The 24,292-nt window shown below is 40.0% G+C and carries 20 protein-coding genes; 4 read left to right on the plus strand and 16 right to left on the minus strand.

All coding sequences use genetic code 11. The annotated features are described in order from the left end of the window. Positions 1-470: 470 nt before the first annotated feature. Positions 471-767 (minus strand): helix-turn-helix domain-containing protein, encoded by a 297-nt coding sequence (locus AACU98_RS01090; RefSeq protein WP_004245017.1) that lies wholly within the window; start codon positions 765-767, stop codon positions 471-473. A gap of 590 nt (positions 768-1,357) precedes the next feature. Between AACU98_RS01090 and gss the strand changes: the two genes are divergently transcribed. Then, on the plus strand, positions 1,358-3,235 hold the full coding sequence (gss, locus tag AACU98_RS01095) for a bifunctional glutathionylspermidine amidase/synthase (protein WP_012367498.1): 1,878 nt from the start codon (positions 1,358-1,360) through the stop codon (positions 3,233-3,235). A gap of 70 nt (positions 3,236-3,305) precedes the next feature. Here the strand turns inward: gss and dsdC are convergent, their stop codons facing one another. After that, positions 3,306-4,250 (minus strand): DNA-binding transcriptional regulator DsdC, encoded by a 945-nt coding sequence (dsdC, locus tag AACU98_RS01100; RefSeq protein WP_004245015.1) that lies wholly within the window; start codon positions 4,248-4,250, stop codon positions 3,306-3,308. A gap of 221 nt (positions 4,251-4,471) precedes the next feature. On the opposite strand from dsdC, the gene dsdX reads away from it, so the two are divergent. Both dsdX and AACU98_RS01110 read left to right on the plus strand, forming a co-directional pair. Next, positions 4,472-5,809, plus strand: coding sequence for a D-serine transporter DsdX (dsdX, locus tag AACU98_RS01105; RefSeq protein ID WP_004245014.1), 1,338 nt, complete (start codon positions 4,472-4,474; stop codon positions 5,807-5,809). Positions 5,810-5,821: 12 nt separating this feature from the next. Then, positions 5,822-7,150, plus strand: a complete 1,329-nt coding sequence (locus AACU98_RS01110; RefSeq protein ID WP_196534576.1) for a D-serine ammonia-lyase — start codon at positions 5,822-5,824, stop codon at positions 7,148-7,150. 180 nt (positions 7,151-7,330) lie between these two features. On the opposite strand, the gene fbpC is transcribed toward AACU98_RS01110, so the two are convergent. The 14 genes from fbpC to sfsA all read right to left on the minus strand — a co-directional run bounded on the left by fbpC (position 7,331) and on the right by sfsA (position 21,743). After that, a complete protein-coding gene (gene fbpC, locus AACU98_RS01115; RefSeq protein ID WP_004245012.1) occupies positions 7,331-8,371 on the minus strand; it encodes a ferric ABC transporter ATP-binding protein in 1,041 nt (346 codons plus the stop codon). A 15-nt stretch (positions 8,372-8,386) separates the two neighbouring features. Then, the gene (locus AACU98_RS01120) at positions 8,387-10,465 is read right to left on the minus strand and encodes an ABC transporter permease (protein WP_004252510.1); all 2,079 of its coding nucleotides are present in this window, start codon (positions 10,463-10,465) and stop codon (positions 8,387-8,389) included. A gap of 74 nt (positions 10,466-10,539) precedes the next feature. After that, a complete protein-coding gene (locus tag AACU98_RS01125; RefSeq protein ID WP_004245009.1) occupies positions 10,540-11,571 on the minus strand; it encodes an ABC transporter substrate-binding protein in 1,032 nt (343 codons plus the stop codon). A gap of 2 nt (positions 11,572-11,573) precedes the next feature. Then, the gene (gene uhpC / locus AACU98_RS01130; protein ID WP_004247280.1) at positions 11,574-12,911 is read right to left on the minus strand and encodes an MFS transporter family glucose-6-phosphate receptor UhpC; all 1,338 of its coding nucleotides are present in this window, start codon (positions 12,909-12,911) and stop codon (positions 11,574-11,576) included. Between the two features lie 82 nt (positions 12,912-12,993). Beyond that, a complete protein-coding gene (locus tag AACU98_RS01135; RefSeq protein WP_004247281.1) occupies positions 12,994-14,541 on the minus strand; it encodes an MASE1 domain-containing sensor histidine kinase in 1,548 nt (515 codons plus the stop codon). A gap of 1 nt (position 14,542) precedes the next feature. Beyond that, a complete protein-coding gene (locus AACU98_RS01140; protein WP_004245006.1) occupies positions 14,543-15,175 on the minus strand; it encodes a response regulator transcription factor in 633 nt (210 codons plus the stop codon). A 200-nt stretch (positions 15,176-15,375) separates the two neighbouring features. Beyond that, positions 15,376-15,756 carry an aspartate 1-decarboxylase gene (gene panD / locus AACU98_RS01145; RefSeq protein ID WP_004247282.1) on the minus strand — a complete coding sequence of 127 codons (381 nt, stop codon included), beginning with the start codon at positions 15,754-15,756 and terminating at the stop codon, positions 15,376-15,378. Positions 15,757-15,784: 28 nt separating this feature from the next. After that, positions 15,785-16,636 carry a pantoate--beta-alanine ligase gene (gene panC / locus AACU98_RS01150; RefSeq protein ID WP_004245004.1) on the minus strand — a complete coding sequence of 284 codons (852 nt, stop codon included), beginning with the start codon at positions 16,634-16,636 and terminating at the stop codon, positions 15,785-15,787. Positions 16,637-16,679: 43 nt separating this feature from the next. Further along, a complete protein-coding gene (panB, locus tag AACU98_RS01155) occupies positions 16,680-17,471 on the minus strand; it encodes a 3-methyl-2-oxobutanoate hydroxymethyltransferase (RefSeq protein WP_161735371.1) in 792 nt (263 codons plus the stop codon). Between the two features lie 357 nt (positions 17,472-17,828). After that, a complete protein-coding gene (gene folK, locus AACU98_RS01160; RefSeq protein WP_004245001.1) occupies positions 17,829-18,326 on the minus strand; it encodes a 2-amino-4-hydroxy-6-hydroxymethyldihydropteridine diphosphokinase in 498 nt (165 codons plus the stop codon). After that, on the minus strand, positions 18,319-19,875 hold the full coding sequence (gene pcnB / locus AACU98_RS01165) for a polynucleotide adenylyltransferase PcnB (RefSeq protein ID WP_370463127.1): 1,557 nt from the start codon (positions 19,873-19,875) through the stop codon (positions 18,319-18,321). Before pcnB ends, folK begins: the two co-directional genes overlap by 8 nt. Positions 19,876-19,989: 114 nt before the next feature. Further along, positions 19,990-20,295 (minus strand): hypothetical protein, encoded by a 306-nt coding sequence (locus tag AACU98_RS01170; protein ID WP_004247285.1) that lies wholly within the window; start codon positions 20,293-20,295, stop codon positions 19,990-19,992. Between the two features lie 85 nt (positions 20,296-20,380). Then, positions 20,381-20,836 carry an RNA polymerase-binding protein DksA gene (gene dksA / locus AACU98_RS01175; protein WP_004244998.1) on the minus strand — a complete coding sequence of 152 codons (456 nt, stop codon included), beginning with the start codon at positions 20,834-20,836 and terminating at the stop codon, positions 20,381-20,383. A gap of 196 nt (positions 20,837-21,032) precedes the next feature. Continuing rightward, a complete protein-coding gene (gene sfsA / locus AACU98_RS01180; protein ID WP_004244997.1) occupies positions 21,033-21,743 on the minus strand; it encodes a DNA/RNA nuclease SfsA in 711 nt (236 codons plus the stop codon). Between the two features lie 85 nt (positions 21,744-21,828). Between sfsA and hrpB the strand changes: the two genes are divergently transcribed. Continuing rightward, on the plus strand, positions 21,829-24,258 hold the full coding sequence (hrpB, locus tag AACU98_RS01185) for an ATP-dependent helicase HrpB (protein ID WP_161735373.1): 2,430 nt from the start codon (positions 21,829-21,831) through the stop codon (positions 24,256-24,258). Positions 24,259-24,292: the final 34 nt, after the last annotated feature.

Below are 24,292 nucleotides of genomic sequence, written 5' to 3' on the forward strand. Positions count from 1 at the left end.
CTAACAGATCTATCAAACCCCAATCCCATTGTTTCTACATAACCAGCTGCTAGTTCTCTTGTTGATTCAAGCCCTTTATCTAACACTAAAGCGACTCGATATAGAGCATTATTGAGTTCGTCGTTGTTGTTGTTCATATTTTTACCACTTTTTAATGTTATGGTTATTAAGTGAGTTCAGATGTTATTAGATAACTATTTTTATTTTAGCAAAAAAATAACCTAATGACTCAATGAGGCATTAATTAAATTGGAGCAAAACGACATTATCTGTTTTGTTTTTTCTGTTGAATAAAGGCGATTCGCTTTTTTAAATAAGCACCCTTCAATTTGGATTAAAAGAGCCCAATTTTTTGGGTGCTGTTCAACAAGGTGGGGGAGTTACTAACTTGTATTTATATTGAAAAATGCAAAATAATACCTTTTGCGAAAAAATTCACTATAGATCCTAATTAACGGTTATTTAGGTCATTAAATTTGACTCTGTGCACTCCAAAATAGCTTAGATTGGGTGACAGCGCTGGAAGATGCGATAGGATCTTCATTAAGCGGTGAAGGAAGAAAAGCGGTTGGTGTAACATTTAATTCTTTAGCAATAAGGAAGAGCATATCAACATCAATTTTACATAGCCCATTCTCATAGCGTGAAAATTGCTGTTGGCTAACGCCGACTCTTTCAGCCACTGCTTTAGCGGATAAACGCAAGTGTTGGCGCTGTTGGCGAATTTTATGTCCAATAATTTGAGAAATAGGATAAACTTTTGACATTGGTGACCTCTTTCCTCCTATCAACTACTGATAATATTTCATTAAATATCAATGTTTTTTAAGCTGAATTTTAACGAGCTCAAGCTCTCCTACTTGAATGAGTCAAATTCATACTTTTTGTTATCGGTTAGTTGAGTAAATTATTTATAGTCACAAAATTATTATTGATAATTAATTTTTTATCCTATGTTAAAAAAAATTACTTTGGCAGAATGAAAAACGGCATTTTTTTGATAGAGAGTGCTATATATTGTATAAACGCAATTTTTCTACTTATATAGACTCGCATTTATGATTGAGAAGGAGTAAATAAGAAAGGAGAATAACAAATGATAAACACCTCTTTGACTGATTACACTCAAAAATAGGCGTTATATATTATTTATAACAGACTATTTTTGAGTTTTTTTGTCAGGTCAAATCCGCAATCAGCTTTATGTCATCGAATCAACTCGATTATTTTTACTTTATCTAAATTGATAAATTTACATTCACATCAGATAGACGATAGCGTTAAGATGGTTACTTATAATACATGGTGATTATAAGTATTACAGAGTCATTATCTAATTATCGTCAAGGTCGAGATTATGAATGTAAAAGAGATCATTCGTCATGAACCATTTGGAACATTACTCGGTTATGCACCTGGTGGTGTTGCGATTTACTCTTCAGATTACAGCAGTATAGATAAAGAAGATTATGCCGCCAATGATTCATTCCGTAGTTATATTGGTAATGAGTATATGGGGCATAAGTGGCAATGTGTTGAATTTGCACGCCGTTTTCTCTATTTACATTACGGGGTTGTTTTTACTGATGTGGGAATGGCCTATGAGATCTTCTCGTTACGTTTCTTACGAAGAACGATTGATGACGATATTTTACCCTTGCAAGCTTTTGCAAATGGCAGCAAACAGCCACCGACGGTAGGAGCGTTGCTTATTTGGCAAGAAGGGGGAGAGTTTAAAGTCACCGGTCATGTGGCGGTTATTACCGAAGTATTAGAAGATAAAATCCGTATTGCAGAACAAAATGTGATCCACACTAGGTTACCGCGAGGTCAACAATGGACACGAGAGTTACCACTTAAAGTGAGTGATAATGGCTATTTTATCGAAGATACCTTTGATAATACCACCTTGCTAGGTTGGATGATCCAAACAGAACCTAATGCCTACAGTTTACCTCAACCTAAAGTTGCCCCTGAATTGTTAGCTATTCATGAGGCCAAATTAGCCAACAAGGGGCAATTTGCTGGAAAATGGCTAGATGAAAGCGATCCGTTAGAAAAAGCCTATGTGCTAGCACAGCACGGTCATACGATTAATCAAGACAGCTATGAATATTTCACCATTTCAGAAAGTGCTGAGCATGAACTTATACGTGCTAGCAATGAAATGCATTTGATGTATCTGCATGCAACGGAAAAAGTGCTGAAAGACGATAATTTACTGCGTTTATTTGCGATCCCTGAAGTGTTATGGCCCCGTATCCGCCTATCATGGCAAAATAGACGTCATCAAATGATCACTGGACGGTTAGATTTTTGTATGGATGAGCGCGGTATCAAGGTGTATGAATATAACGCTGATTCTGCATCTTGCCATACTGAAGCCGGATTAATTATTGAAAAATGGGCTAAACAGGGTGGCATTAAAGCAGGTTATAACCCGGGTGAACGTCTATTAGATGCGTTATCAGATGCTTGGAAACACAGTGATGCGAAGCCATTTGTACATATTCTTCAAGATGATGATAATGAAGAAGATTATCATGCTCGCTTTATGCAACAAGCACTGACTAAAGCCGGTTATAGCAGCAAAATTCTGCGTGGACTAAAAGAGCTGCATTGGAATAGTCGTGGTCAGTTAATTGATGGTGATAAACGTATTGTTGAATGTGTATGGAAAACATGGGCTTGGGAAACCGCGTTAGATCAACTAAGAGAAGAGAGTGAACAACAGTCACTTATTCCTATTCGTATTGGTGATCCGGCGGGAGAAGTTCGTTTAGTTGATGTTCTTTTACGCCCTGAAATCACGGTTTTTGAACCTCTTTGGACACTTATTCCAAGTAATAAAGCGATATTACCTATTTTGTGGCAACTTTTCCCAGATAATCCTTATCTACTTGATACTGAGTTCACTTTAACCCCACGTTTGTCGCAGAGTGGTTATGCAGTTAAGCCTATTGCTGGGCGCTGTGGTAGTAATATTGGTTTAGTTGATCACCAAGAAAATGTATTAGGTGAAACCAGTGGTCAATTTGAACATCAAGAAAATATTTATCAAGAGTTATGGTGTTTACCAAAAGTGTCTAACCGATATATTCAGGTTTGTACCTTTACGGTAGATGGACATTATGGTGGTTGTTGCTTACGCTCTGATCCGACATTAGTGATAAAAAAAGACAGTGATATTGAGCCATTAATTGTCCTTGAAGATAAACACTTTTTAGCGGATTAATTTCATCACCATCATCCAATGAGTAAGAGATCGGCTTAGATTAAACCGATCTCTTTTTTATTTTGTCAGATCACATCCCTTGTAAGATCTGTTTTTTCAGCCATTGAATAAAAAGCTGTACTTTAGCGTTACTCTTTTCATCGCGGGTAACCAGATAATAGCGTTGTGCACAAAAAAACTCACAATTATCAAAAGGGACTATTAATTCATTATTTGCGAGTTGTTTTTGAATTAAGCGTTTACGCCCCATTGCGACACCGGAATGATTAACGGCAGCAATAACAGCTAAATCAGAGCGATCAAAACAAATATTACTTTTATTTGGAAATAATCCTAATCCCATATATTCACTCCAAGCACGCCATTCATCAAAATCAGAGTTATTACTCCAAGCTTGTCTATCATGTAACAAAGTGCAATTAGCAAGGTGATGGATATTACCTACTAATTCATGGCGAGCAGCATATTCAGGGCTACAAACAGGAATAATTGATTCTGAGATTAAATCTTCACAATAGAGATTTTTCAGGTGTTTATCATCGAAATAGATAGCGAGATCGATACCATAACCACGAAAATTAATATCGTCATTGCCAGTAAGTAAGTTTAATTCAATAGAAGGATAGCGTTGAGTAAAATCAGAAATACGAGGTACAAGCCAACATTGCGCAATAGAAGGGCGAGAATACACCGTTAATACGCCAGATATTTCTTGATTATAGATATCTAAAATCTCTTGATTAATATCTTCAAGTGTTTTTTTCAATGCCCAATAAATACGTTCACCTTCTTCGGTTAATTCAATACGCCGATGAAAGCGATTAAATAGCTTTATCCCTAATTCTTTCTCTAGTGTATTAATACGATGGCTGATCGCGCTAGGCGTCAAGGACAATTCCTCTGCGGCTAAAGCGAATGATAAATGCCGTCCCGTTGCTTCAAAAGTGTGAAGTCGTGCTAATTGATAACTGGATAAGCGCTTATTTCTCAAGATCACGTTAGAAGATCCAAACATTTTTTATTCTCATTTAATTATTATTAGTAACGTAAGGTAATAATCAAGTTAATGTTAAGGTGAAAGATAGCCAAGATGAAATCTAAATGATAAATATTTGTGCATCTGATCACCTATTTGGCTTAATTGAATTCATCTTAGTATCTATTTTCATCATTTGTAAGTGTCGAATGATTAATATTCAATATGTTTAACAATAAATAAAAATTAGGGATTGATCTATGGAACCGACACTATGGGTACTAGGTACTCTGATTATAAGTATCTTGCTCATTGTTTTTACTATAATAAAACTTAAGTTTCATCCATTTTTAGCACTACTACTTGCCAGTTTTTTTGTCGGTATGGCAATGAAAATGAACCCATTAGAAATGGTCAGTGCAATTGAAAATGGGATTGGGGGAACGCTGGGATTTTTAGCCGCCATTATTGGTTTGGGTACTATTCTCGGTAAGATGATGGAAATATCGGGGGCGGCAGAGCGCATCGGTATCACTTTACAAAAATGCCGTTGGTTATCACCGGATGTTATTATGGTATTGGTGGGACTGATTTGTGGTATTACCCTGTTTGTTGAAGTAGGGGTGGTGCTACTTATTCCATTAGCATTCTCTATTGCTAAAAAAACAAACACCTCATTATTAAAACTCGCCATCCCTTTATGTACTGCATTAATGGCCGTGCATTGTATTGTTCCTCCACACCCTGCAGCGCTTTTTGTCACTAATGAGTTAGGGGCAGATATGGGAACGGTGATCGTTGCCGGTCTTGCTGTTGGATTATTAGCCTCATTAGTGGGCGGGCCTCTTTTCTTAAAAGTATTGGGTGAGCGCTTACCTTTTAAAACCGTACCAGAAGCATTTTCTGATATGGAAATTCGTCAAGAAAAAGATTTACCTTCACTTGGGGCGACATTATTTACGGTTTTATTACCTATTGTTCTGATGCTGATTAAGACCGCCGCAGAGCTTAATATGGAAAAAGGCACTTCGGTTTATATTGCATTACAATTTATTGGTAACCCGATTACTGCAATGTTTATTGCTGCTTTTGTTGCTTACTATATTTTAGGTATTCGCCGTAATATGGGCATGAGTACCCTATTGAAAAAAACAGAAGATAGTTTTAGCTCTATTGCCAATATTTTGTTAATTATTGGTGCTGGAGGCGCATTTAACGGCATTTTAAAAGGGAGTGGTTTAAGCGATTCATTGGCGGTGATCCTCTCTAATTTGGATATGCATCCTATTTTATTAGCTTGGCTAGTAGCGATTATTCTGCATGCAGCAGTAGGATCAGCAACGGTTGCTATGATGGGTGCGACCGCTATCGTTGCACCATTAATGCCAATGTATCCAGATATTAGCCCTGAAATTATTACATTGGCAATTGGCTCTGGGGCTATTGGCTGTACGATTGTCACAGACTCCCTATTTTGGTTAGTAAAACAGTATTGTAATGCCACATTAAGCGAAACTTTCCGTTTTTATAGTATCGCGACCTTTATTGCTTCATTTGTGGCATTAGGGGGCACTTTTATGCTTTCTTTTGTCATATAAAAGAGAATGACGATGACCACGATAGATATAAATAAATTAAAAAATGATTATCCACTGGTACGTGATTTAGTGGATTTAAAAGAGGTGGTTTGGTTTAACCCCAATGTTACCTCAACTGACCAGGGACTTCCTTATGTAGGTTTAACGCAAAATGATGTGATGGATGCACAGGCAAGATTACAACGTTTTGCACCTTATTTAATGAAAGCCTTTCCAGAAACCGCATCAACTGAGGGGATCATCGAATCAGCCGTTGTGGATATCCCTCAAATGAAAAAGGCACTAGAAAAGCGCTATAACACCCTTATTGAGGGACAATTGCGTTTGAAAAAGGACAGCCACTTACCTATTTCTGGTTCAATTAAAGCGCGCGGGGGGATTTATGAAGTGCTCACTCACGCTGAAAAATTAGCCATAGCGGCCGGGCTTCTAACCACAGAGGATAATTATGAAAAATTATTTTCTGATGAATTCCGCAAATTTTTTAGCCAATACAGTATTGCCGTCGGCTCTACGGGTAACTTAGGAATGTCGATTGGCATTATGAGTGCAAAACTGGGCTTTAGCGTTAGTGTTCATATGTCTGCCGATGCTCGTCAATGGAAAAAAGACAAGCTACGCGCTCATGGTGTTAATGTTGTGGAATATGAGCAAGATTACAGTATTGCGGTTGAACAAGGACGTAAAGAGGCAGAAAAAAATCCTCGTTGTTTCTTTATTGATGATGAAAATTCAAAAACATTATTTTTGGGTTATGCCGTCGCTGGATTGCGTTTAAAACATCAATTTGAAACGCTTAATATTCCGGTCGATAGTGAACATCCTCTGTTTGTCTATCTGCCATGTGGTGTAGGCGGAGGGCCTGGTGGTGTTGCTTTTGGGTTAAAACTGGCATTTGGTGATGCAGTACATTGTCTATTTGCTGAGCCAACCCATTCTCCTTGTATGTTACTTGGGGTGTATACCCAGTTACATGATGGTATTTCTGTTCAAGAAGTGGGTATCGACAATATTACTGCAGCTGACGGTTTGGCGGTAGGTAGAGCCTCTGGCTTTGTTGGACGGGCAATGGAGCGTTTGATTGATGGTTATTACACCATTGATGATCAAGAGTTATATAACTTATTGAGCTTGTTAAACAAAGAAGAAGGGATCCAGCTAGAGCCTTCCGCTTTAGCAGGAATGACAGGGGCTATTCATGTTTCTCAAGCTAAAGACTATCTACAAGGTTTATCACTTGATAGTCAAAAAATGCACAATGCGACGCATTTAGTATGGGCGACGGGGGGCGGTATGGTGCCAACTGATGAAATGCAAAAATATCTTGCGCAAGGGGAATAGCAACCATATAACAATAAAACAAATAATAACATTATAAAACAAAAGGATAAGATTATAAGCTTATCTGTAATATCACTTCTGTATTTACACCAGGATGTCACATCAGGGGAAGATGCTGTAGTTTATAACGATAAAAAAAGAGGCACCCATTGGGTGCCTCACTCACTAAAATAAAAGCCATTATTCCAAGATAAACATTCCATAAGGATGGATTTGTAGATAATAGCTATCACCTTCATTAGGTTGAAGTTGGGTTGCATTCACTTGTAATAACAATGTTTGATTTTGCCATGCAACAGTCACCTCATATTGTGGTCCCATATAGGCGACATGGATTATTGTACATTGCTGGCAAGCTTCACCTTGTTGAGATAAGGTAATAGCTTCAGGTCTGACACCCACTCTAATTTCGGTTTTGTTGCTGTTAAAGTTCTCGGGGCGAGGTAAGCGATAATTAAAAATATCCACATAATCAGCCCCTAGAGTAGCAGGGAAGAGATTGGCATCTCCCATAAAACTTGCCATAAACTCAGAGGCCGGTTGGCGATATAAAGTTTGTGGTGAACCTAATTGCATTATTTTGCCTTTATTCATCACTAACACCATATCGGAAACGGCAAAAGCTTCACTTTGGTCATGGGTAACATACAGGGAGGTGATATTAAACTGTTGTTGTAATTCACGAATTTTCTCCCTCATGCTACGGCGCAAGTTAGCATCCAGATTACTTAATGGCTCATCAAATAACAGCACTTTGGGTTTTAAGATCAAAGCACGAGCTAATGCCACTCGTTGTTGCTGACCGCCTGAAATCTGATCGACAAAACGATCTTCAAATCCTGCTAAATCTACCAAGGCTAGAGCCTCTGCCACTCGCTGTTTGATCTCTGCCTTTGGGCGACCTAACATTTTTAAGCCATAACCAATGTTGTCACCTAAAGACATATGAGGGAACAGGGCGTAAGACTGAAACACCATACAAATATCACGTTGTTGGATTGAGCGATCAGTAACATCTTCACCATCAATAAAAATTTTACCTTCTGTCGGTTTTTCTAATCCAGCCACTAAGCGTAGTACTGTCGTTTTACCGCAACCTGATGGCCCCAATAACGAAACCATTTTTCCTTGAGGAATAGATAAACTGAGCGTGTCAATTACCGTGTTTGTACCAAAACGCTTAACAATATTTTTCAGTTCAACGAAATGTGATTGTGTCATGATTTATACTCCGTATTACTGTGCATTTTTGGCTTTAGAGCGTGAAACACGGGCTTCGCCAATCAAATAGTCAAATAAGAAAATAATAGCCAACATCACGATGATTAAAATCGAGCCATAGGCAATCGCGACGCCGTATTCACCATCTTCAACTCGATTTAAAATATAAGCGGTAGCAACGCGAGTTTCAGGGGTGACTAAGAATACAATCGCACTGACGGTGGTTATTGCGCGGACAAAACTATAAATTAAAGCGGATAAAATCGCGGGGCGTAATAAAGGCAATAGCACATACAAAATAGTTCGCATTGAATTTGCTCTTAAACTTAATGACGCCTCATCCAACGATTTATCGATTTGCCCCAATCCTGCAATACCCGCTCGTATTCCCACCGGCACGTTACGCATGGTCATTGAGATAATCACAATGGCTGCCGTTCCTGTTAAATAAAACGGCGAATCATTAAATGCCAAGATATAAGAGACACCCGCAACAGTACCGGGAACGGCAAAACAGAGCATGGTCGTAAATTCGATACTCTTTTTACCTTTAAAATCTTGGCGCACGACAATATAGGCGATCAAAAGCCCTAAAATAGCGGTAATAGGTGCTGCGATACCCGCATAAAGTAAGGTATCAAGTAATGATGGCCATGCGCCATCGCTCATCCCTTGACCAAATAATTTAATAAAGTTATCAAAGGTTAAGGTGTAATCCACTCCCCAGTTAACCGTAAAGCTACCGTAGAAAATGCTGCCATAGAGTAAGATATTAAAGATAACCCAAATACCCAACACGCTAGTGACAAAGGTTACTAAGGAGGTGGGTAATGGTTGAACATCACCACGATAGGATTTACCTGACACCGTGACATATGAGCGTTTGCCAATCCACATATATTGAATGCAGAACACTAATAATGAGAATACCAACAGTGAAGCACCTAACGTACTTGCTGCTTGGTAATCAAGTTGAGAGCCGGTGATATAGAAATAAATTTGAGTGGCAATCACGTCAAAGTTGCCACCTAGCACCAATGGGTTACTAAAATCAGCCAATGATTGCACTATAACGATCAAAAAGGCATTGGCTAATGCTGGTTTTAGTAACGGCATAAAAACATGAAAGAATGTTTGGTAGCGATTAGCTCTAAGGGTATAAGAAGCCTCTTCTAATGACGGATGGATAGTTTTAATTGCACCATCTAAGATCATAAAAGACATAGGGGTAAAGGCAAGTACTTGTGCAAGCCAAATTCCCGTAAAGCCATATAACCAGTTGGTATTTTCTAAACCTGCATAAGTTGCCAAAAATTCAGTGATATAACCTGAACGTCCCATCATCAAGGTCACACCTAAACCCACAACAAAAGGGGGAGTGACAATAGGTAAAATAGAAAATACTCGACCAATAATCGCTGATCTTACTGCAATACGTGATGTATAAATGGCGAGGATCAAACCAAAAAAAGTACAGCCAATACCAACTGCGATAGACAGTAAGATTGAATTGATCATCACCTGAACAATATGGGCTTGGCTGAGAATGGCAATAAATTCAAAGGGGGCAAAATTGCCAGCACTATCTTGAAACATCGGAATAAAGATAGCGACACTTGGAAAGATAATAAAAACACCGATTAAGGCGACAACTGTGATTAATGAGCCAATCACAAAGCTATCACCCCCTAACCACTCTAAGCGTGTTAAAGCATGCTTGGCTATCATTCCTAATGAAATAAATAGCACGATAACCGAATAACCCAGACCACGACCTTCCATCGTTGCGGTAACAATAGTGATAAAGGCGCAGAAAAAGGCAAAACTTGCATCAAAATAGTGACGAATACGATTTTCTCGCCCTACAGGATGTAAAGGACGAATTAATAGTATGCTGGGAAGTAAAAACCAGAGCAGACTGATATTTAAGTTACTCCAGCCATAAGAGGTAAGTAATTCATCTGCGGTAGAATCAAATAGACCATAATCAAGGCTCCATGAAGGCATTAATATAAATGCCATCCATGCAATCAGGATCCATAAAAATATGGGATCCCACCTCTTTTTTTCAGACAAAGCGAGTGTGTGAGACATAAATCCCCCGACAGTAAAGCTCATTATTATTATGTAAAAAAAAGAGCGAGAGCATCTCTCGCCCTATTGATAGGCTATTTACCCATTTTTACTTCGGTAACCCATTTATTTATCAGCTCTTTACGAACATCACTATCGCCATATTTATCCATGTCGTAGTTAATCAGTTTTAAGTCTGATAATTTCAAAGCCATCGGGGAAGATTCAGCCGTGGTATTGGTGAGAATTTGGTAAGATTTACCCTCTTTCCAACTAATTTCTTGTGCTTCTTTAGAGAGTGTCCAGTCTACAAATAACTTAGCGTTATCCATATTACGGGCATTTTTGATGATACTGACACCGCCAATTTCGTAACCTGTGCCCTCACAAGGTGAGATAAGCTCTAGTGGTGCCCCGTTTTCAACTTCGAGTGAATAGTCGTGTAAGAAGCCGATACCAATCGCGGCCTCACCACGGGCGGCGTTACGCGCTGGTGCAATACCTGATTTAGTATATTGGGAGATATTGGTATTTAGTTTTTTCAGATAATCAAAGGCTTGCTCTGTTCCCCATAATTGATCGAAAGTTGCTAATGCAGTGTATGCAGTGCCTGAACTTTGTGGATCAGCGATTTGAATTTCACCTTTGTATTCAGGTTTGACTAAATCTTTCCAACAGGTCGGAATAGGTAGACCTTTCTCTTTTAAACGATCTTTATTGACACCAAAACCTAGAATACCGACATAAACCGCAGAAGAGTAGTTTCCTTTGCGTTTAGCCGGATCACGAAATTGTGGCATGATCTGATCAAGATTGGCGGATACATAAGGCTCTAGCAGATCCATTTCACCCGCTTGTGAGTGAGGATCCATTGTTCCGCCATACCAAACATCAGCTTGCGGATTGCGTTTTTCTGCTTCTATTTTCGCTAATGTACTGCCGGAGCCATTACGAACAAAAGTGGTTTTAACATCATACTTTTCAGCAAAAGCTTTAGTTTCAGCTTCACACATCGCATTTGTGGCACTGCAATAAACCACTAAGCGACCCGCAGCACTGGTGGATAAACTTACCGTAGAAAGAGCTAAGCCGGCGGCAACAAGTGTAGAGAGAGTTTTCAGTTTCATGTTCAGAACCTTTTAAATGTGTCGTCATCGGAAAATGAAAGTGGGCCAACTAAATGCTCACGTTTACTGACATCAGCGATCAGCAATGGCATTAGTAGTAGTCCCATTAAGGCCGCAGCACTGGTTAATAATACAAACATCCCAGTCCAACCATAATGCGCCATGACCTGACTTAATGGCCAACCTGCTATTGCAGCCCCTAAATAGGCATACAATCCCAAGTAGCCTGTTACCGTACCTGCTGCGTTTTTATGACAATATTCTGTGGCAGCAAGTCCGATTAACATCTGTGGTCCAAACACAAAAAAACCGATACTGAAAAAACAGGCTGCAAGCAATGCATAATGATGAATTGGCATTAGCCAAAGTGCTGTTACTGCGATAAAAAGCCCGAGTGAAAACAGCAATATCATTGGTGCTCGTTGGCCACGGAATAATAAATCCGAGCCCCAGCCTGAACATAACGCGCCTAACAATCCACCCATCTCAAAAAGAGAAAGAATGGCATTAGCACTTAACAAGTTAGCGCCATGGGTTTCTGATAACCAAATATTTCCCCAATCATTTATCGCCATACGGATGAGATAAATTAAAATATAAGAAAAACCTAGTAACCAGATCATTCGGTTAAATAAGATGCTTTCTTTCAAAATGGTTAACATAGGGGTCGGAGGCGATACTTGCTCTTGACGTAATTCAAAAATATCGCGCCGCCATACACCTACTGTGGGTAACCCTTCTTCTGCTGGTGTTCCTTTTAGTTGCATACAAAGCCATAAACCCATAACAATACCTATTAGGCCGGGAATAACTAAGGCTATTTGCCAACTAAAATGGGTTGCCAACCAAGCGGTTAAAAGGGGAATACTCATCCCGCCAAGATTGATGGAGATATTCCATAATCCCCACCAGAAACCGCGTTCATTACGTGAATACCAATGGGTGAGTAACCTTGCACAAGGGGGCCAACCCCATCCTTGAAAGAAACCATTAAGTGCCCAGACTAAAAGCAAGGCAGGAAAGGATAAACAGTAGGCAAAAATAATATTCATCACCCCTGTCATTACCAGACCTGCGCCCATAAACCAACGGTAGCCGTATTGGTCATGGAAAATACCAGAGAGAAATTTTGATAGACCATAAGTGAGATAAAACAGGCTGGCTATCCAGCCAATATCACTTTTATCTAGATGCAGTTCCGTTTGCATAACGGGCATCACAAAATTGACGCTTTTACGAGTCAGGTAAAACGTGGCATAGCCAATGATCATCGACAACATTAAATTTTTACGCCAAAAATCATAGGTCTTATTTATTGATGCCGAATTTTTACCTAACATAACATCCTCTCTGATATTGCCAATGTAAGAAAAATGCAGTTAAAAAGAATGAGAGAAGGTTGTAGATGACTAAGACTAATTCCTAGTTTTCACGCTTTTCTATTGAATTTGTGGGTAAGTTAACAATTATTTTAGTACCAAGCTGACTAATTACTTCCCATTCTCCCCCCAATGCGCAGATCCGCTCTTCAATACCTCGTAGCCCAAAACCGTTATTAGGTTGTGTAGGCAAAATGCCAATACCATTATCATGAACAACCAGTCGTAATTGTGTTTGATGTTGAGTAAGCGAAATGTGGATCTCACTGGCGTTAGCGTGTTTGCTGATATTATTGAGTAGTTCTTGCACTAGTCGGTAGAGTGTAAAAATAATGGTGTCGCTTTCAGGCTCTGTTTCAAGAGCATAATGAAAATGACAGTGAATACCATTTTCATGAAATGAGAACTCATCAATTAAATGGTGTAGAGCCTTCTCTAATGACATCTCTTCTAAAATAGGCGGCCTTAGTTGGCGTAGCAGTTGTCGGGTAGATTGATGTATTTGTTGGGCTAATCGCTCAATTTGCTCGCCTGACTGGCGTGTTTTATCGTTATCTGCACTTCTTTTTACTAACATTGACTGAATTTGAATAGCTGTAATATTTTGTCCAATTTCATCATGTAATTCACGAGCAATGGCTTTTTTAACATCTTCTTCGGTATGTACTAGTTGTTCCATCAACGCTCGGCGTGCTTGTAACTCTTGCTCTAAACGTAGCTGATAATGACGTAAATTATTGGCAAGTTGTTGCTGGCGACTAATAGCAATACCTAAACCAATACCAATTAAGGCTTGGGTTGTTAAAAACATCTCTAATTCATGCAAATCGGCAAAAGCACCATTTACTTGTCTAGCAAAGGTAATCATTAAACTACCTAACAACGCGGATAATACGCCCCCTTGCCAACCATAACGATAAGCCATAAAAACATTAGGAATAAAAACCAGAATAACTAATAAGCGTTCAATTTCTGGGGTAAGAAAGAATTGTGCACTTAATCCAATAAGACAAAAGAGGAATACCCACATTAATAAGGAGGTACGCAATGGTGGCTCTGGGGTGATTTCGGCGATTAATACTCGACTTTGTAATTCGCGTAAATATTCATAAAGTAGAAAAACAAAGGGAGCCAATAAAATACCACCTGTTATTGAGGTCAAAAATATTGCGCTGGTGGACGTCGTGAGAAAAAAACTGAGTAGAAAGGCTTGTAATAGGCTATTAAATCCGACCGCTGCGATAAGTAAGGTTAACCGTTGCCAATAAAGTGGGTAACGCCACCAGATCCGTTGTACTTCTAGTGCGACCAATAAGCTGATTAAAGGTGAGAGATAAAGAGTTACATGGGTAATTAATTGCTGTTGAGTTAGCCAGTAATAAAGCCCCCATTCGGCCAATAACATCGGCAACCAAAAACGTCGCCAAAGTAAAATAAATAATGCTAGCCGTAAGCCTTGAGGTAAAAAAAGAGCGGCTTGTTGACCATTATGACTAAGATAAAAACTGATCACCCAAAGTGACAACCAGAGTAAAGAGTAGGTCAACAATAAAAAGAGAGATTGAAGAAAAAAACGTGCGCCTCTTTGCATGTTAGAGTGTTCCGGTGATTAACTGGTTGTTTAATGCAAAATGGACTAAATCAATGGTTGTTTCACAGTTCAATTTACCCAGTATATTGGCTCGATGAACATGCACCGTTTTATGACTGAGATTCAGTTGTACGGCGATAGCTTTAACATTAATACCTTGTACTAGCAGATTAAAAATCTCTCTTTCGCGAGGGGTTAAACTATGTAAAGCATCTTCTTTTTCTGGTGTCTGTCGAAGTGCTTTCATGGCATCAGCACAGAGATAACAGCCCCCTTGATACACAGCACGTACTGCTTGAACGAGCTCTTGTGGACCACAGCGCTTAGTTAAATAGCCATGGGCACCGGAATCTAAAGCGCTTTGTACAAATGCGGGGGTATCATAAATACTTAAAATAATTGTCCGAAAATCAGGGCGTTTTTGTTTTAATCGACTTTGTAATTGTAGGCCACTCTCTCCAGGCATAGAGAGATCCATCACCGCCACATCAATATTATCATTTAATAAATAGGGCCAAGCTTCTTGGCCATTTGCGTATTCACCGACAATATTAATATCCGGCTCTAGCATTAGCAGTTGTGCAAACCCAGAACGCACAACAATGTGATCATCGATGAGAGCAACGTTTATCATATTTTTATTAGGCTAAGCATTGTTAGGTAATATTTATCTGTTTTATAACAAGCTACAGGAAGTTATGCGAGAAAAAAGGGAGCAAAAACACGCTTTTGCGCTTTGTCTCTCGCTTTTAGCGTATTGAATCGAGACAATTAGCAGGGCAGAATTACCCCCTCACAAACAGGGAACCTCCATTTGTAAGGGGGATTGGCAGATTAAGCGACTTGAACGGGAACGGCTTTAGCAATGCGTTTCATTTCATTGTCGCCTTCAAAATAGGCAATGTTGGGTTTATGGCTACGCGCATCGCTATCTGGAATTTGCACATAAGAGCAAATAATTAAGCGATCACCTACAGCAGCACGGCGAGCGGCTGCGCCATTGACAGAAATAATACCAGACCCTCTTTCTGCGCAAATGGCATAAGTAGAGAAACGTTCACCATTGTCAACGTTATAAATATCAATGGCTTCATTTTCAAGAATACCAGCGGCATCCATAAAATCCTGATCAATCGCGCAAGAGCCTTCATAGTGAAGATCAGCTTGGGTGACTTTTACGCGATGAAGTTTGCCTTGTAACATGGTGCGTAGCATTGTTGTGTTTCCTATTTTTAATTATTCATTAGACTAAGCTAACTTGTTGGCTATCGATTAAACGAGTGTTACCCAACCAAGCTGCCATTAAAATAACGGCACATCGGCTCTCTTCGCTAAGTGGTGCTAGTGTTTGTGCATCACAAATAAAACATTCATCAGCACGAAAGCCTTGCTGTTCAAGGGTTGCTTTGGCAGTTTGTAATAGTTGGTTAACATCAAGGTTTCCCGATTTTAATTGCTCGGCTATCTGTTGCATAGCTTGATAAAGCACAGGGGCTTGTTGTTTTTCATTATCTGATAACAAACGATTTCGAGAGCTAAATGCCAATCCTGTTTTATCACGCACAATAGGGACTGGAATAATACTGATATCAAAACATAAATCACTGACCATTTTTTTTATGATCTGCAGTTGTTGATAATCTTTTTCACCAAATAGCGCGACATCAGGCTGTACAAGGTTGAATAGTTTACTTACAACGGTTGTTACACCGCGGAAATGTCCTGGGCGACTAGCGCCTTCTAACACAGAAGAAAGTACTGGAACCTCAACAATCGTTTGGTTTTCCATCCCATTTGGGTACATCTCTTTCGCTGATGGGGCAAAGACAATATCAACATGTTTATCGCGCAGTAACTCACAATCTTCTTGTAGGGTTCGTGGATAGTTTGCTAAATCGGCTTCTCTATCGAATTGCATTGGATTAACAAAAATAGAGGCGATAACCACATCAGCATGAATACGCGCTTCTTCTATCAGTTTTAGGTGACCTTGATGCAGGTTGCCCATGGTCGGAACCAATGCAATGCGTTTACCTTCTTGTTTTAGTCGCTTAATTTCGCGGCGTAAGATAAGCGTTGTTTCAATAATTAGCATAGCGTGACTCCTTTAAACTATTTTAATGAATTTAAATGATAAATCAGTTAAATGAGTGTTGTTCTTGAGGGAACAGTTTTTGTTCAACTTGTTGAACATACAGTCTGACAGCCTCGGGTAAGGAGCCAGCTTCTTGTAAGAAATTTTTAGAAAATTTAGGGGCATTAGGTGTTAGACCTAATAAATCATGCATCACAAGAATTTGTCCATCAGTGACATTACCAGCACCAATGCCGATAACAGGAATATTGAGTGATCCGGTAATAGTTTTTGCTACGGAAACGGGGACGCATTCTAATACAGCTAGTTGTGCTCCTGCGGCTTCAAGCGCCATAGCATCTTGCTTAAGTTGCTCTGCAGCAGCTTCTTCTCGACCTTGTACTTTATAGCCACCAAACACATTAACAGATTGAGGGGTTAAGCCTAGGTGAATACAAACAGGCACTGCGCGTTCAGTGAGCATTTTGACTGTAGGAATAAGCCAGCTTCCTCCTTCAATTTTGACCATATTCGCTCCCGCTTGCATTAAAATAGCTGCGTTAAGACAGGCTTGCTCTGGAGAGGAATAAGACATAAAAGGCATATCAGCAATTAAGAAAGCGTTAGGGGCGCCAGCTCTTACACAACGGGTATGATAGGCAATTTGCTCAACGGTGACAGGTAATGTGCTGTCATGACCTTGTAGTGTCATACCGAGTGAATCACCAATTAACATGGCAGGAATACCTTCATTGGCAAATAGACGAGCAAAGCTAGCATCATAAGCCGTGATAGTGGCAAACTTTTTCTTTTCTTGTTTATAGCGATTGAGCGTAGATAGCGTAACCGGCTTCATGATAATAAACTCCATGGCGTGTTGCGTGTAAATTGAGTTATTTATGTCAGTTAATTATTTGTTTATTAAAGAGAATATGACATAAATAAAAAACACTAACTGCTGATTGTAGCATCTACGTACTAAAAACGAAGAAAAAGTCGTGAATTGAATAATAAAAAATAGAAATAAAAAATATTTTGATATTTATCCAAGAATTAGAAATGGTGATATAACAGGCGGGAGGGAAGGGCGTATTTTATCACTTATGGGGAGGGATAACGCGATAAAGGAACAATATAAAAGAGTTGTGAACGGGGTTGATACTGTCAGTCAACAGCATCAACCATTAACATCAAACACGCTTATTATGTGGTATCACCACTTTTCCATACCATTTTTAGGTACGAGCGCTAATCTGTCTGCTAATCGTTCTCCGTCATCAGGGAAACAAAGTTCAGGTGCTAAATCCGCCAATGGATAAAGCATAAATTCACGCACCTTAAGTCCATAATGAGGCACAGTTAAACGTTCGGTCTGTATAACTTGATCACCAAATAACATGATATCTAAATCAAGGGTACGAGGTCCCCAACGATTACCTGCTTTTCTTTCACGACCATGGGCAAGTTCAATTGCTTGTGTATGGTCGAGCAACTCTTCTGGGGCTAAAGTAGTATCAACGGCGACAGCCATATTGAGATAATCGGGTTGATCTTGAGGTCCCATAGGGCGTGTGCGATACCAAGGTGATTGGGCAATCAGTGTAGTATTAGGGATTTCACTAATCGCTTTTATCGCCGATTTTACTTGCTGTTCTGGTGAGTTTAAATTACTGCCCAGAATAATATACACACGCTGTTGTTGCTTACTCATGTTTGTTCTCTTGTCTTGGTGCATTATTTTTTGCATTAGGGTGACGAGGACGTTTACGAGGACGTGTCCTTTTACGTACCGGGCCTGGACCTAATTCAGAGACCATAGAGCGTTGTTGTGTATTGTTTGAAATCTGAAAATCAGCCCACCAAGCGGCTAATGCTTCCAGATCAGGATTTCTTTGTACATTAGCGCGTAATTCCAGTAGATCAAATGCTGCACGGAATTTAGGATGCTCAAGCAGTTTATTGGCTCGGCGCCCTTGACGCTTAGGTAAACGCTGCTGTAATTGCCAAATATCACGCATCGTGGTGGTGATACGTTTAGGGATCGCAATAGTACGACATTGCTCATCTAAAATATCATTCATCGCCATTGAGAAAGCATCGTAATAAGACAGTCCACTTTCTTGAGCCAGTTTTTCGGCATGCTCCACTAAGGGATACCATAGCATTGCTGCAAATAAGAATGCCGGATTTACGCGCATTTCTTTACTAATACGATAGTCGGTATTCTTTAGCACCTGTTCGATCATTCTTTCCATTGGGGTATCTTGCTGCTCAGTGATCCTTGAGGCAACTAATGGAAAAAGAGGCTCTAAAAGTTGGAAATGGCGCATTAACCGATAGGTTTTATAACCATGTCCTGTTTGTAATAATTTCAGCGATTCTTCAAATAGGCGTGCTGAAGGAATATTACGTAATAGTGGTGCTAATTGGCTAATTGGCTCTGCAGTTTCCGGTGCGATACGCATATCCAGTTTACTGGCAAAGCGGATAGCTCTTAGCATCCGAACCGGATCTTCACGATAGCGAGTTTCAGGAGAGCCAATTAAACGAATAGTACCTGATTTAAGATCAGCCAAGCCCCCCACATAATCACGTACAGCAAAATCATCGACGCCGTAATAGAGACTATTTAAGGTAAAATCACGACGAATGGCATCTTCTTCAATCGATCCGAAGATATTGTCGCGTAGCAACATACCGCTTTGTGCTTGTTGTGACTGATTGCGATCGGATGTTTCATGATCTTCATGAGAGCCACGGAAAGTAGCGACTTCAATCACTTCGGGGCCAAACATAATATGCGCTAGACGAAAGCGTCGACCTACTAAGCGGCTATTACGAAATAATCGACGGACTTCTTCTGGCGTTGCATTGGTAGCAATATCAAAGTCTTTTGGTTTTTTCCCTAATAATAGATCGCGTACACCACCACCCACTAAATAAGCCTGAAAGCCTGAATTATTCAGACGATAAAGAACTTTTAGTGCGTTATCACTGATGTCTTTACGCGAAATCGGGTGTTGATCTCTTGGGATCACAGTCATTGGCAAATCACTCCCGTTCGCCTTTTCGTTATTACTTTTGTTCTTACGGGGACGGTCTGCGGATAGGGCAGGACGCCGACGCACAGTCGTTTGTGTTTCTTTTTTAGGTCGGTCAGATGCAGTGACAGGCCTTTCACTCGCTACCGATTCTGTATCTGACGATGTTGTTTGTCGTCCTAGCAAATTACGGCAGAAATGCGCTACTCGGTTAAAAATATGACACCTCGAATAATTAAATCTAATAATTAAAAAATTAAGCGGCTAATCATAGCCTACTGAACATTTTTTGAGAATGCTTTGTGTGGGTTATTGTGCATCTTCATCATAATGTTAACGAATAATCTTGCCTGACAGCAACGGTTGACGAGGTAAGAAAATGTGCTCCATCAATATTATTCCTTGCTTATGGCCATCAGCTATAGTGATAGAATTATACGCAAATAACTTCTCTTTTATGTGAATAAACATCGTCATCACAGTGCGAATAGTCTGAGTTATTGTATCAAGAAGTATTAATTGGAGGATGATATTATTGATGTGAAAGCGCCAACGTTCATAATTTGTGTCAGCTTGAAGATAACGAGCCAATGCTGTAACCAAACCACCAAAACAAAGTTGGTTTATTAATAATGGCACTAAATGCCTAATACACACTGTCATCTTGGGTATTAACGTTTAGATTAAAGCCCCAGCACCTAAGTACTGAGGCTATACTCATTAATTAGCCAGCCATCTGTTTTTCACGGATTTCAGCTAATGTTTTACAGTCGATACAGAGATCGGCTGTTGGACGAGCTTCTAAACGGCGGATGCCGATTTCAACACCGCAAGACTCACAAAAGCCGAAGTCATCATCTTCAACTTTCTTCAGTGTTTTCTCAATTTTCTTTATGAGTTTACGTTCACGATCACGGTTACGCAGCTCAAGACTGAATTCTTCTTCTTGTGCAGCACGGTCAACAGGATCTGGGAAGTTGGCCGCCTCATCTTGCATATGAGTGACGGTACGGTTGACTTCATCCCTGAGCTGATTGCGCCAAGATTCAAGTATTAGCTTAAAATGCGCTAATTGGGCTTCGTTCATGTACTCTTCGCCCGGTTTTTCCTGATATGGCTCAACGCCAGCAATAGCGAGAATGCTCATGGACGATGTTTTACGCTTTTGCCCTTCTTGCATAATGCTTCTCCTACATACGCATTTTCTGAATAATCCCCCACCTTAAATAGGAAGGGAAAAAAATAGGGCGCTATAAATAGCAGATGCCCGCGCGGATAGCAATTATTCCTTTAATAAGTTTTCTCATGATGTGAAGGCACGCAAGTAAAAAGGCCATTTTAGTTAAAAAATACTTAACCAACACCATGAAAATGTATTAACCTTTTGAAATAAAAGGTAATTGCTTTCCAATTGTTAAATCGTACTCACTAATATTGATGCGATAACATAAAATTTCAACCCCAGCATCACATGCTTGTTTTAGCAATAAGTCATACTTAGGGTCAATCTCTTTAGCAACAGACACTTGTGTAATGCCAGTATGGGGGACAGCGTAAAATAAGATAGCCCTTAAGCCCGATTTTGCGATAGCGGTCAACTCTCGAAGGTGCTTTTGACCTCGCTCTGTTTTAGCGTCAGGAAAATAGCCCATTCCAGCATCTAATAAAGTGACCGATTTCACTTCAATATAGCAGTCAACTTTATGATTTGACTTAAGTAAAATATCAATACGGCTATTCTCACTACCATACTTCACTTCGCGTCTTATCTCATCATAGTCAGATAATTCTGGAATATCGCCAGCTTCTATCGCATCGGCAATGATCGTATTAGCTCTTAAGGTATTAATACAGATCCAATCACCTGATTGAGTTTGGGTTAATTCCCAACTATGAGGATATTTTCTTTTGACATTCGATGACGTGGAATACCAAACCGTATCACCTGGAGTTGCGCATCCCGTCATCGCACCCGTATTAGCACAATGGAGCGTGAATTCTTCACCATTTGCCGTCACTACGTCTGCTAAAAAACGTTTGTATCGTTTTAATAAAGTGGCAGATTGTAGTGGTTGTTCAAATTTCATAATCACCCCGGTGAAAATACGTCCTTTAATAAAGGGCTAATGCTACAATGAGCCACAGAGAAAGTTAATCAGTTATGGAGCTTGTGTGCATCTATTGCCAATTTTTGAGGTAGCAGGATCTGTTGTTACTGCATTAAAACAATGTCCCCAAGTCTTACTTCACGCCCCCACAGGGGCGGGAAAATCAACCGCACTGCCACTGTATTTGCTTCAACAAAATATATTTGATGGCAAAATTATTTTATTAGAGCCAAGGCGTATTGCGGCAAAAAGCATCGCTTATCGTTTAGCAAGTCAACTCAATGAAGAGGTGGGTAAAACGGTGGGGTATCGCATGCGTGCTGAAAGTAAAGTGAGTCAGCAGACGCGCCTTGAAGTGATCACCGAAGGGGTGTTGACACGTATGTTACAGCAAGATCCTGAACTGACAGGTGTAAGTTTAGTGATACTTGATGAATTTCATGAGCGGAGTTTGCAAGCAGATTTAGCATTAGCACTGCTATTAGATGTGCAATCAGGATTACGTGATGATTTACGCCTTTTGGTGATGTCTGCAACATTAGATAATCAAAAATTAACTTCACTATTGCCGGATGCGCCGATGATTAGCTCTGAAGGGCGTAGTTATCCTGTTTCACGGCACTATTATCCTATTCAATCACACCTGCCTTTTGAACAAGAAGTTGCCACGATGGCGCGACGTTTGCTTACACAAGAGACGGGCTCTTTACTTGTTTTTTTGCCCGGTAGTGCAGAAATTATTAGAGTCGCGCAATTATTAGCTGACAAAGTGGATAAACACACCTTAATTTTTCCACTTTATGGGGCACTTTCATTAGCACAACAGCAACAGGCCATAGAGCCTGTAGAAAAGGGATATCGCAAAGTTGTATTAGCAACAAATATTGCAGAAACCAGTTTAACAATCGAAGGTATTCGCTTGGTGCTCGACAGTACCATTGAAAAACGTGCCCAGTTTGACTTAAAAAGTGGTGTAACAAGCTTATTGCGCCAACGAATAAGTCAAGCTTCACAAACGCAAAGAGCGGGGCGGGCAGGACGTCTTGAAGCCGGAATTTGTTGGCACTTAATCAGTCAGGAGCAAGCTGAGCGCGGGGCAACTCACCAAGTACCTGAAATTTTATCTAGTGATCTCTCTTCGTTATGGCTTTCAATATTGCAATGGGGATGTCGTGATATAAACCAACTCTCTTGGTTAGATACGCCTACACCAGCAGCAATAAACGCAGCTAAAACATTATTGCAACGATTAGGTGCCATTGATAATCAAGGGGGATTAACCTCGCAGGGAGTACGTATGGCACAGTGGGGCATCGATCCCCGATTGGCGGCAATATTAGATTATGCTAGTGAAAAAAGTGAGCATCATCTTGCTACCGCAGCAAGGTTGTGTGCCATTTTAGAACAGCCACCAAGAGACAGAGAGATTAATCTTGAATGGCTGATCCAACAGAAAAATCATCAATGGTCACAGCGTGAAAAACAGCTATTACAGCAATGCAAAGGGCAATGTCGCCCAGAATTATTAGCATCACTATTGAGTGTCGGATTTGCAGATAGAATAGCCAAAAACCGTGATAATCAAGGTCGATTTCGCCTCGCTAATGGACAAGGCGCAATGATGGATAATACTCAACCAATGAGCCAATCGCCGTGGATTTTAGCACCATTGTTGTTGCAAAATGCACATTATGCGGATGTGCGAATTTTATTAGCCTTACCTATTGATATTAATGAAGTATCCTCTATCTTTCCGGAATTGATACAAGATAATACCACCGTTGAATGGGATGAAAAGCGCGGTACACTTCTTGCGTGGCAACAGCGCCGATTAGGTCAGTTAACCGTTAGCCAAATGCCATTAGATAAACCTAATAAAGCGCAAATGCAAACGGCATTATTAAATTGGTTACGTAAACAAGGATTAAGTGCTCTACCCTTAAGTGAAGAGAGCAAGCAACTGTTTATTCGCCTTGCTTTAGCGCAAAAGTGGTGCCCTGAGGCCAATTTACCTGTATTGAATGAAGCCGTTTTATTAGACTCATTAGAATTGTGGTTACAACCTGAATTAGGCGATACTCAATCACTTAAGGCACTGCTACAAATGGATATTAATGGGATAATTAAAAATCAGTTAACTTGGCATGAGCAACAATTATTGCAAGAGCTGTTCCCAACACACTATATTGCTCCAACGGGCACTAAAGTGATGATTAAATATGATTTAGATAATCCGCCGATTATTGCTATCAGGATCCAAGAGGTTTATGGTGAAAAACAAAGTCCTATTGTGGCAAAAGGGCAATTACCTGTAGTGATGGAGTTACTTTCTCCGGCTATGCGACCTATCCAAAAAACACAAGATCTCGCTACTTTTTGGGCCGGAAGCTATACACAAGTACAAAAAGAGATGAAGGGGCGATATCCCAAACATTTGTGGCCAGATTCACCCGCAACAACGGCCCCCACTCGACGTGTAAAAAAATGGAGTTAGCGCGTATATATACGTGCTGAATAACAATTTGAGA

The sequence above is a fragment of the Proteus sp. G4380 genome (genome assembly GCF_963885725.1).
In the GTDB taxonomy this organism is placed as follows: domain Bacteria; phylum Pseudomonadota; class Gammaproteobacteria; order Enterobacterales; family Enterobacteriaceae; genus Proteus; species Proteus mirabilis.

Excerpts from the sequence above, each read along its gene's own strand:
- AACU98_RS01090 (WP_004245017.1), bottom strand. The coding sequence starts at position 767 with ATGTCAAAAGTTTATCCTATTTCTCAAATTATTGGACATAAAATTCGC.
- gss (WP_012367498.1), top strand. The coding sequence starts at position 1,358 with ATGAATGTAAAAGAGATCATTCGTCATGAACCATTTGGAACATTACTC.
- dsdC (WP_004245015.1), bottom strand. The coding sequence starts at position 4,250 with ATGTTTGGATCTTCTAACGTGATCTTGAGAAATAAGCGCTTATCCAGT.
- dsdX (WP_004245014.1), top strand. The coding sequence starts at position 4,472 with ATGGAACCGACACTATGGGTACTAGGTACTCTGATTATAAGTATCTTG.
- AACU98_RS01110 (WP_196534576.1), top strand. The coding sequence starts at position 5,822 with ATGACCACGATAGATATAAATAAATTAAAAAATGATTATCCACTGGTA.
- fbpC (WP_004245012.1), bottom strand. The coding sequence starts at position 8,371 with ATGACACAATCACATTTCGTTGAACTGAAAAATATTGTTAAGCGTTTT.
- AACU98_RS01120 (WP_004252510.1), bottom strand. The coding sequence starts at position 10,465 with ATGTCTCACACACTCGCTTTGTCTGAAAAAAAGAGGTGGGATCCCATA.
- AACU98_RS01125 (WP_004245009.1), bottom strand. The coding sequence starts at position 11,571 with ATGAAACTGAAAACTCTCTCTACACTTGTTGCCGCCGGCTTAGCTCTT.
- uhpC (WP_004247280.1), bottom strand. The coding sequence starts at position 12,911 with ATGTTAGGTAAAAATTCGGCATCAATAAATAAGACCTATGATTTTTGG.
- AACU98_RS01135 (WP_004247281.1), bottom strand. The coding sequence starts at position 14,541 with ATGCAAAGAGGCGCACGTTTTTTTCTTCAATCTCTCTTTTTATTGTTG.
- AACU98_RS01140 (WP_004245006.1), bottom strand. The coding sequence starts at position 15,175 with ATGATAAACGTTGCTCTCATCGATGATCACATTGTTGTGCGTTCTGGG.
- panD (WP_004247282.1), bottom strand. The coding sequence starts at position 15,756 with ATGCTACGCACCATGTTACAAGGCAAACTTCATCGCGTAAAAGTCACC.
- panC (WP_004245004.1), bottom strand. The coding sequence starts at position 16,636 with ATGCTAATTATTGAAACAACGCTTATCTTACGCCGCGAAATTAAGCGA.
- panB (WP_161735371.1), bottom strand. The coding sequence starts at position 17,471 with ATGAAGCCGGTTACGCTATCTACGCTCAATCGCTATAAACAAGAAAAG.
- folK (WP_004245001.1), bottom strand. The coding sequence starts at position 18,326 with ATGAGTAAGCAACAACAGCGTGTGTATATTATTCTGGGCAGTAATTTA.
- dksA (WP_004244998.1), bottom strand. The coding sequence starts at position 20,836 with ATGCAAGAAGGGCAAAAGCGTAAAACATCGTCCATGAGCATTCTCGCT.
- sfsA (WP_004244997.1), bottom strand. The coding sequence starts at position 21,743 with ATGAAATTTGAACAACCACTACAATCTGCCACTTTATTAAAACGATAC.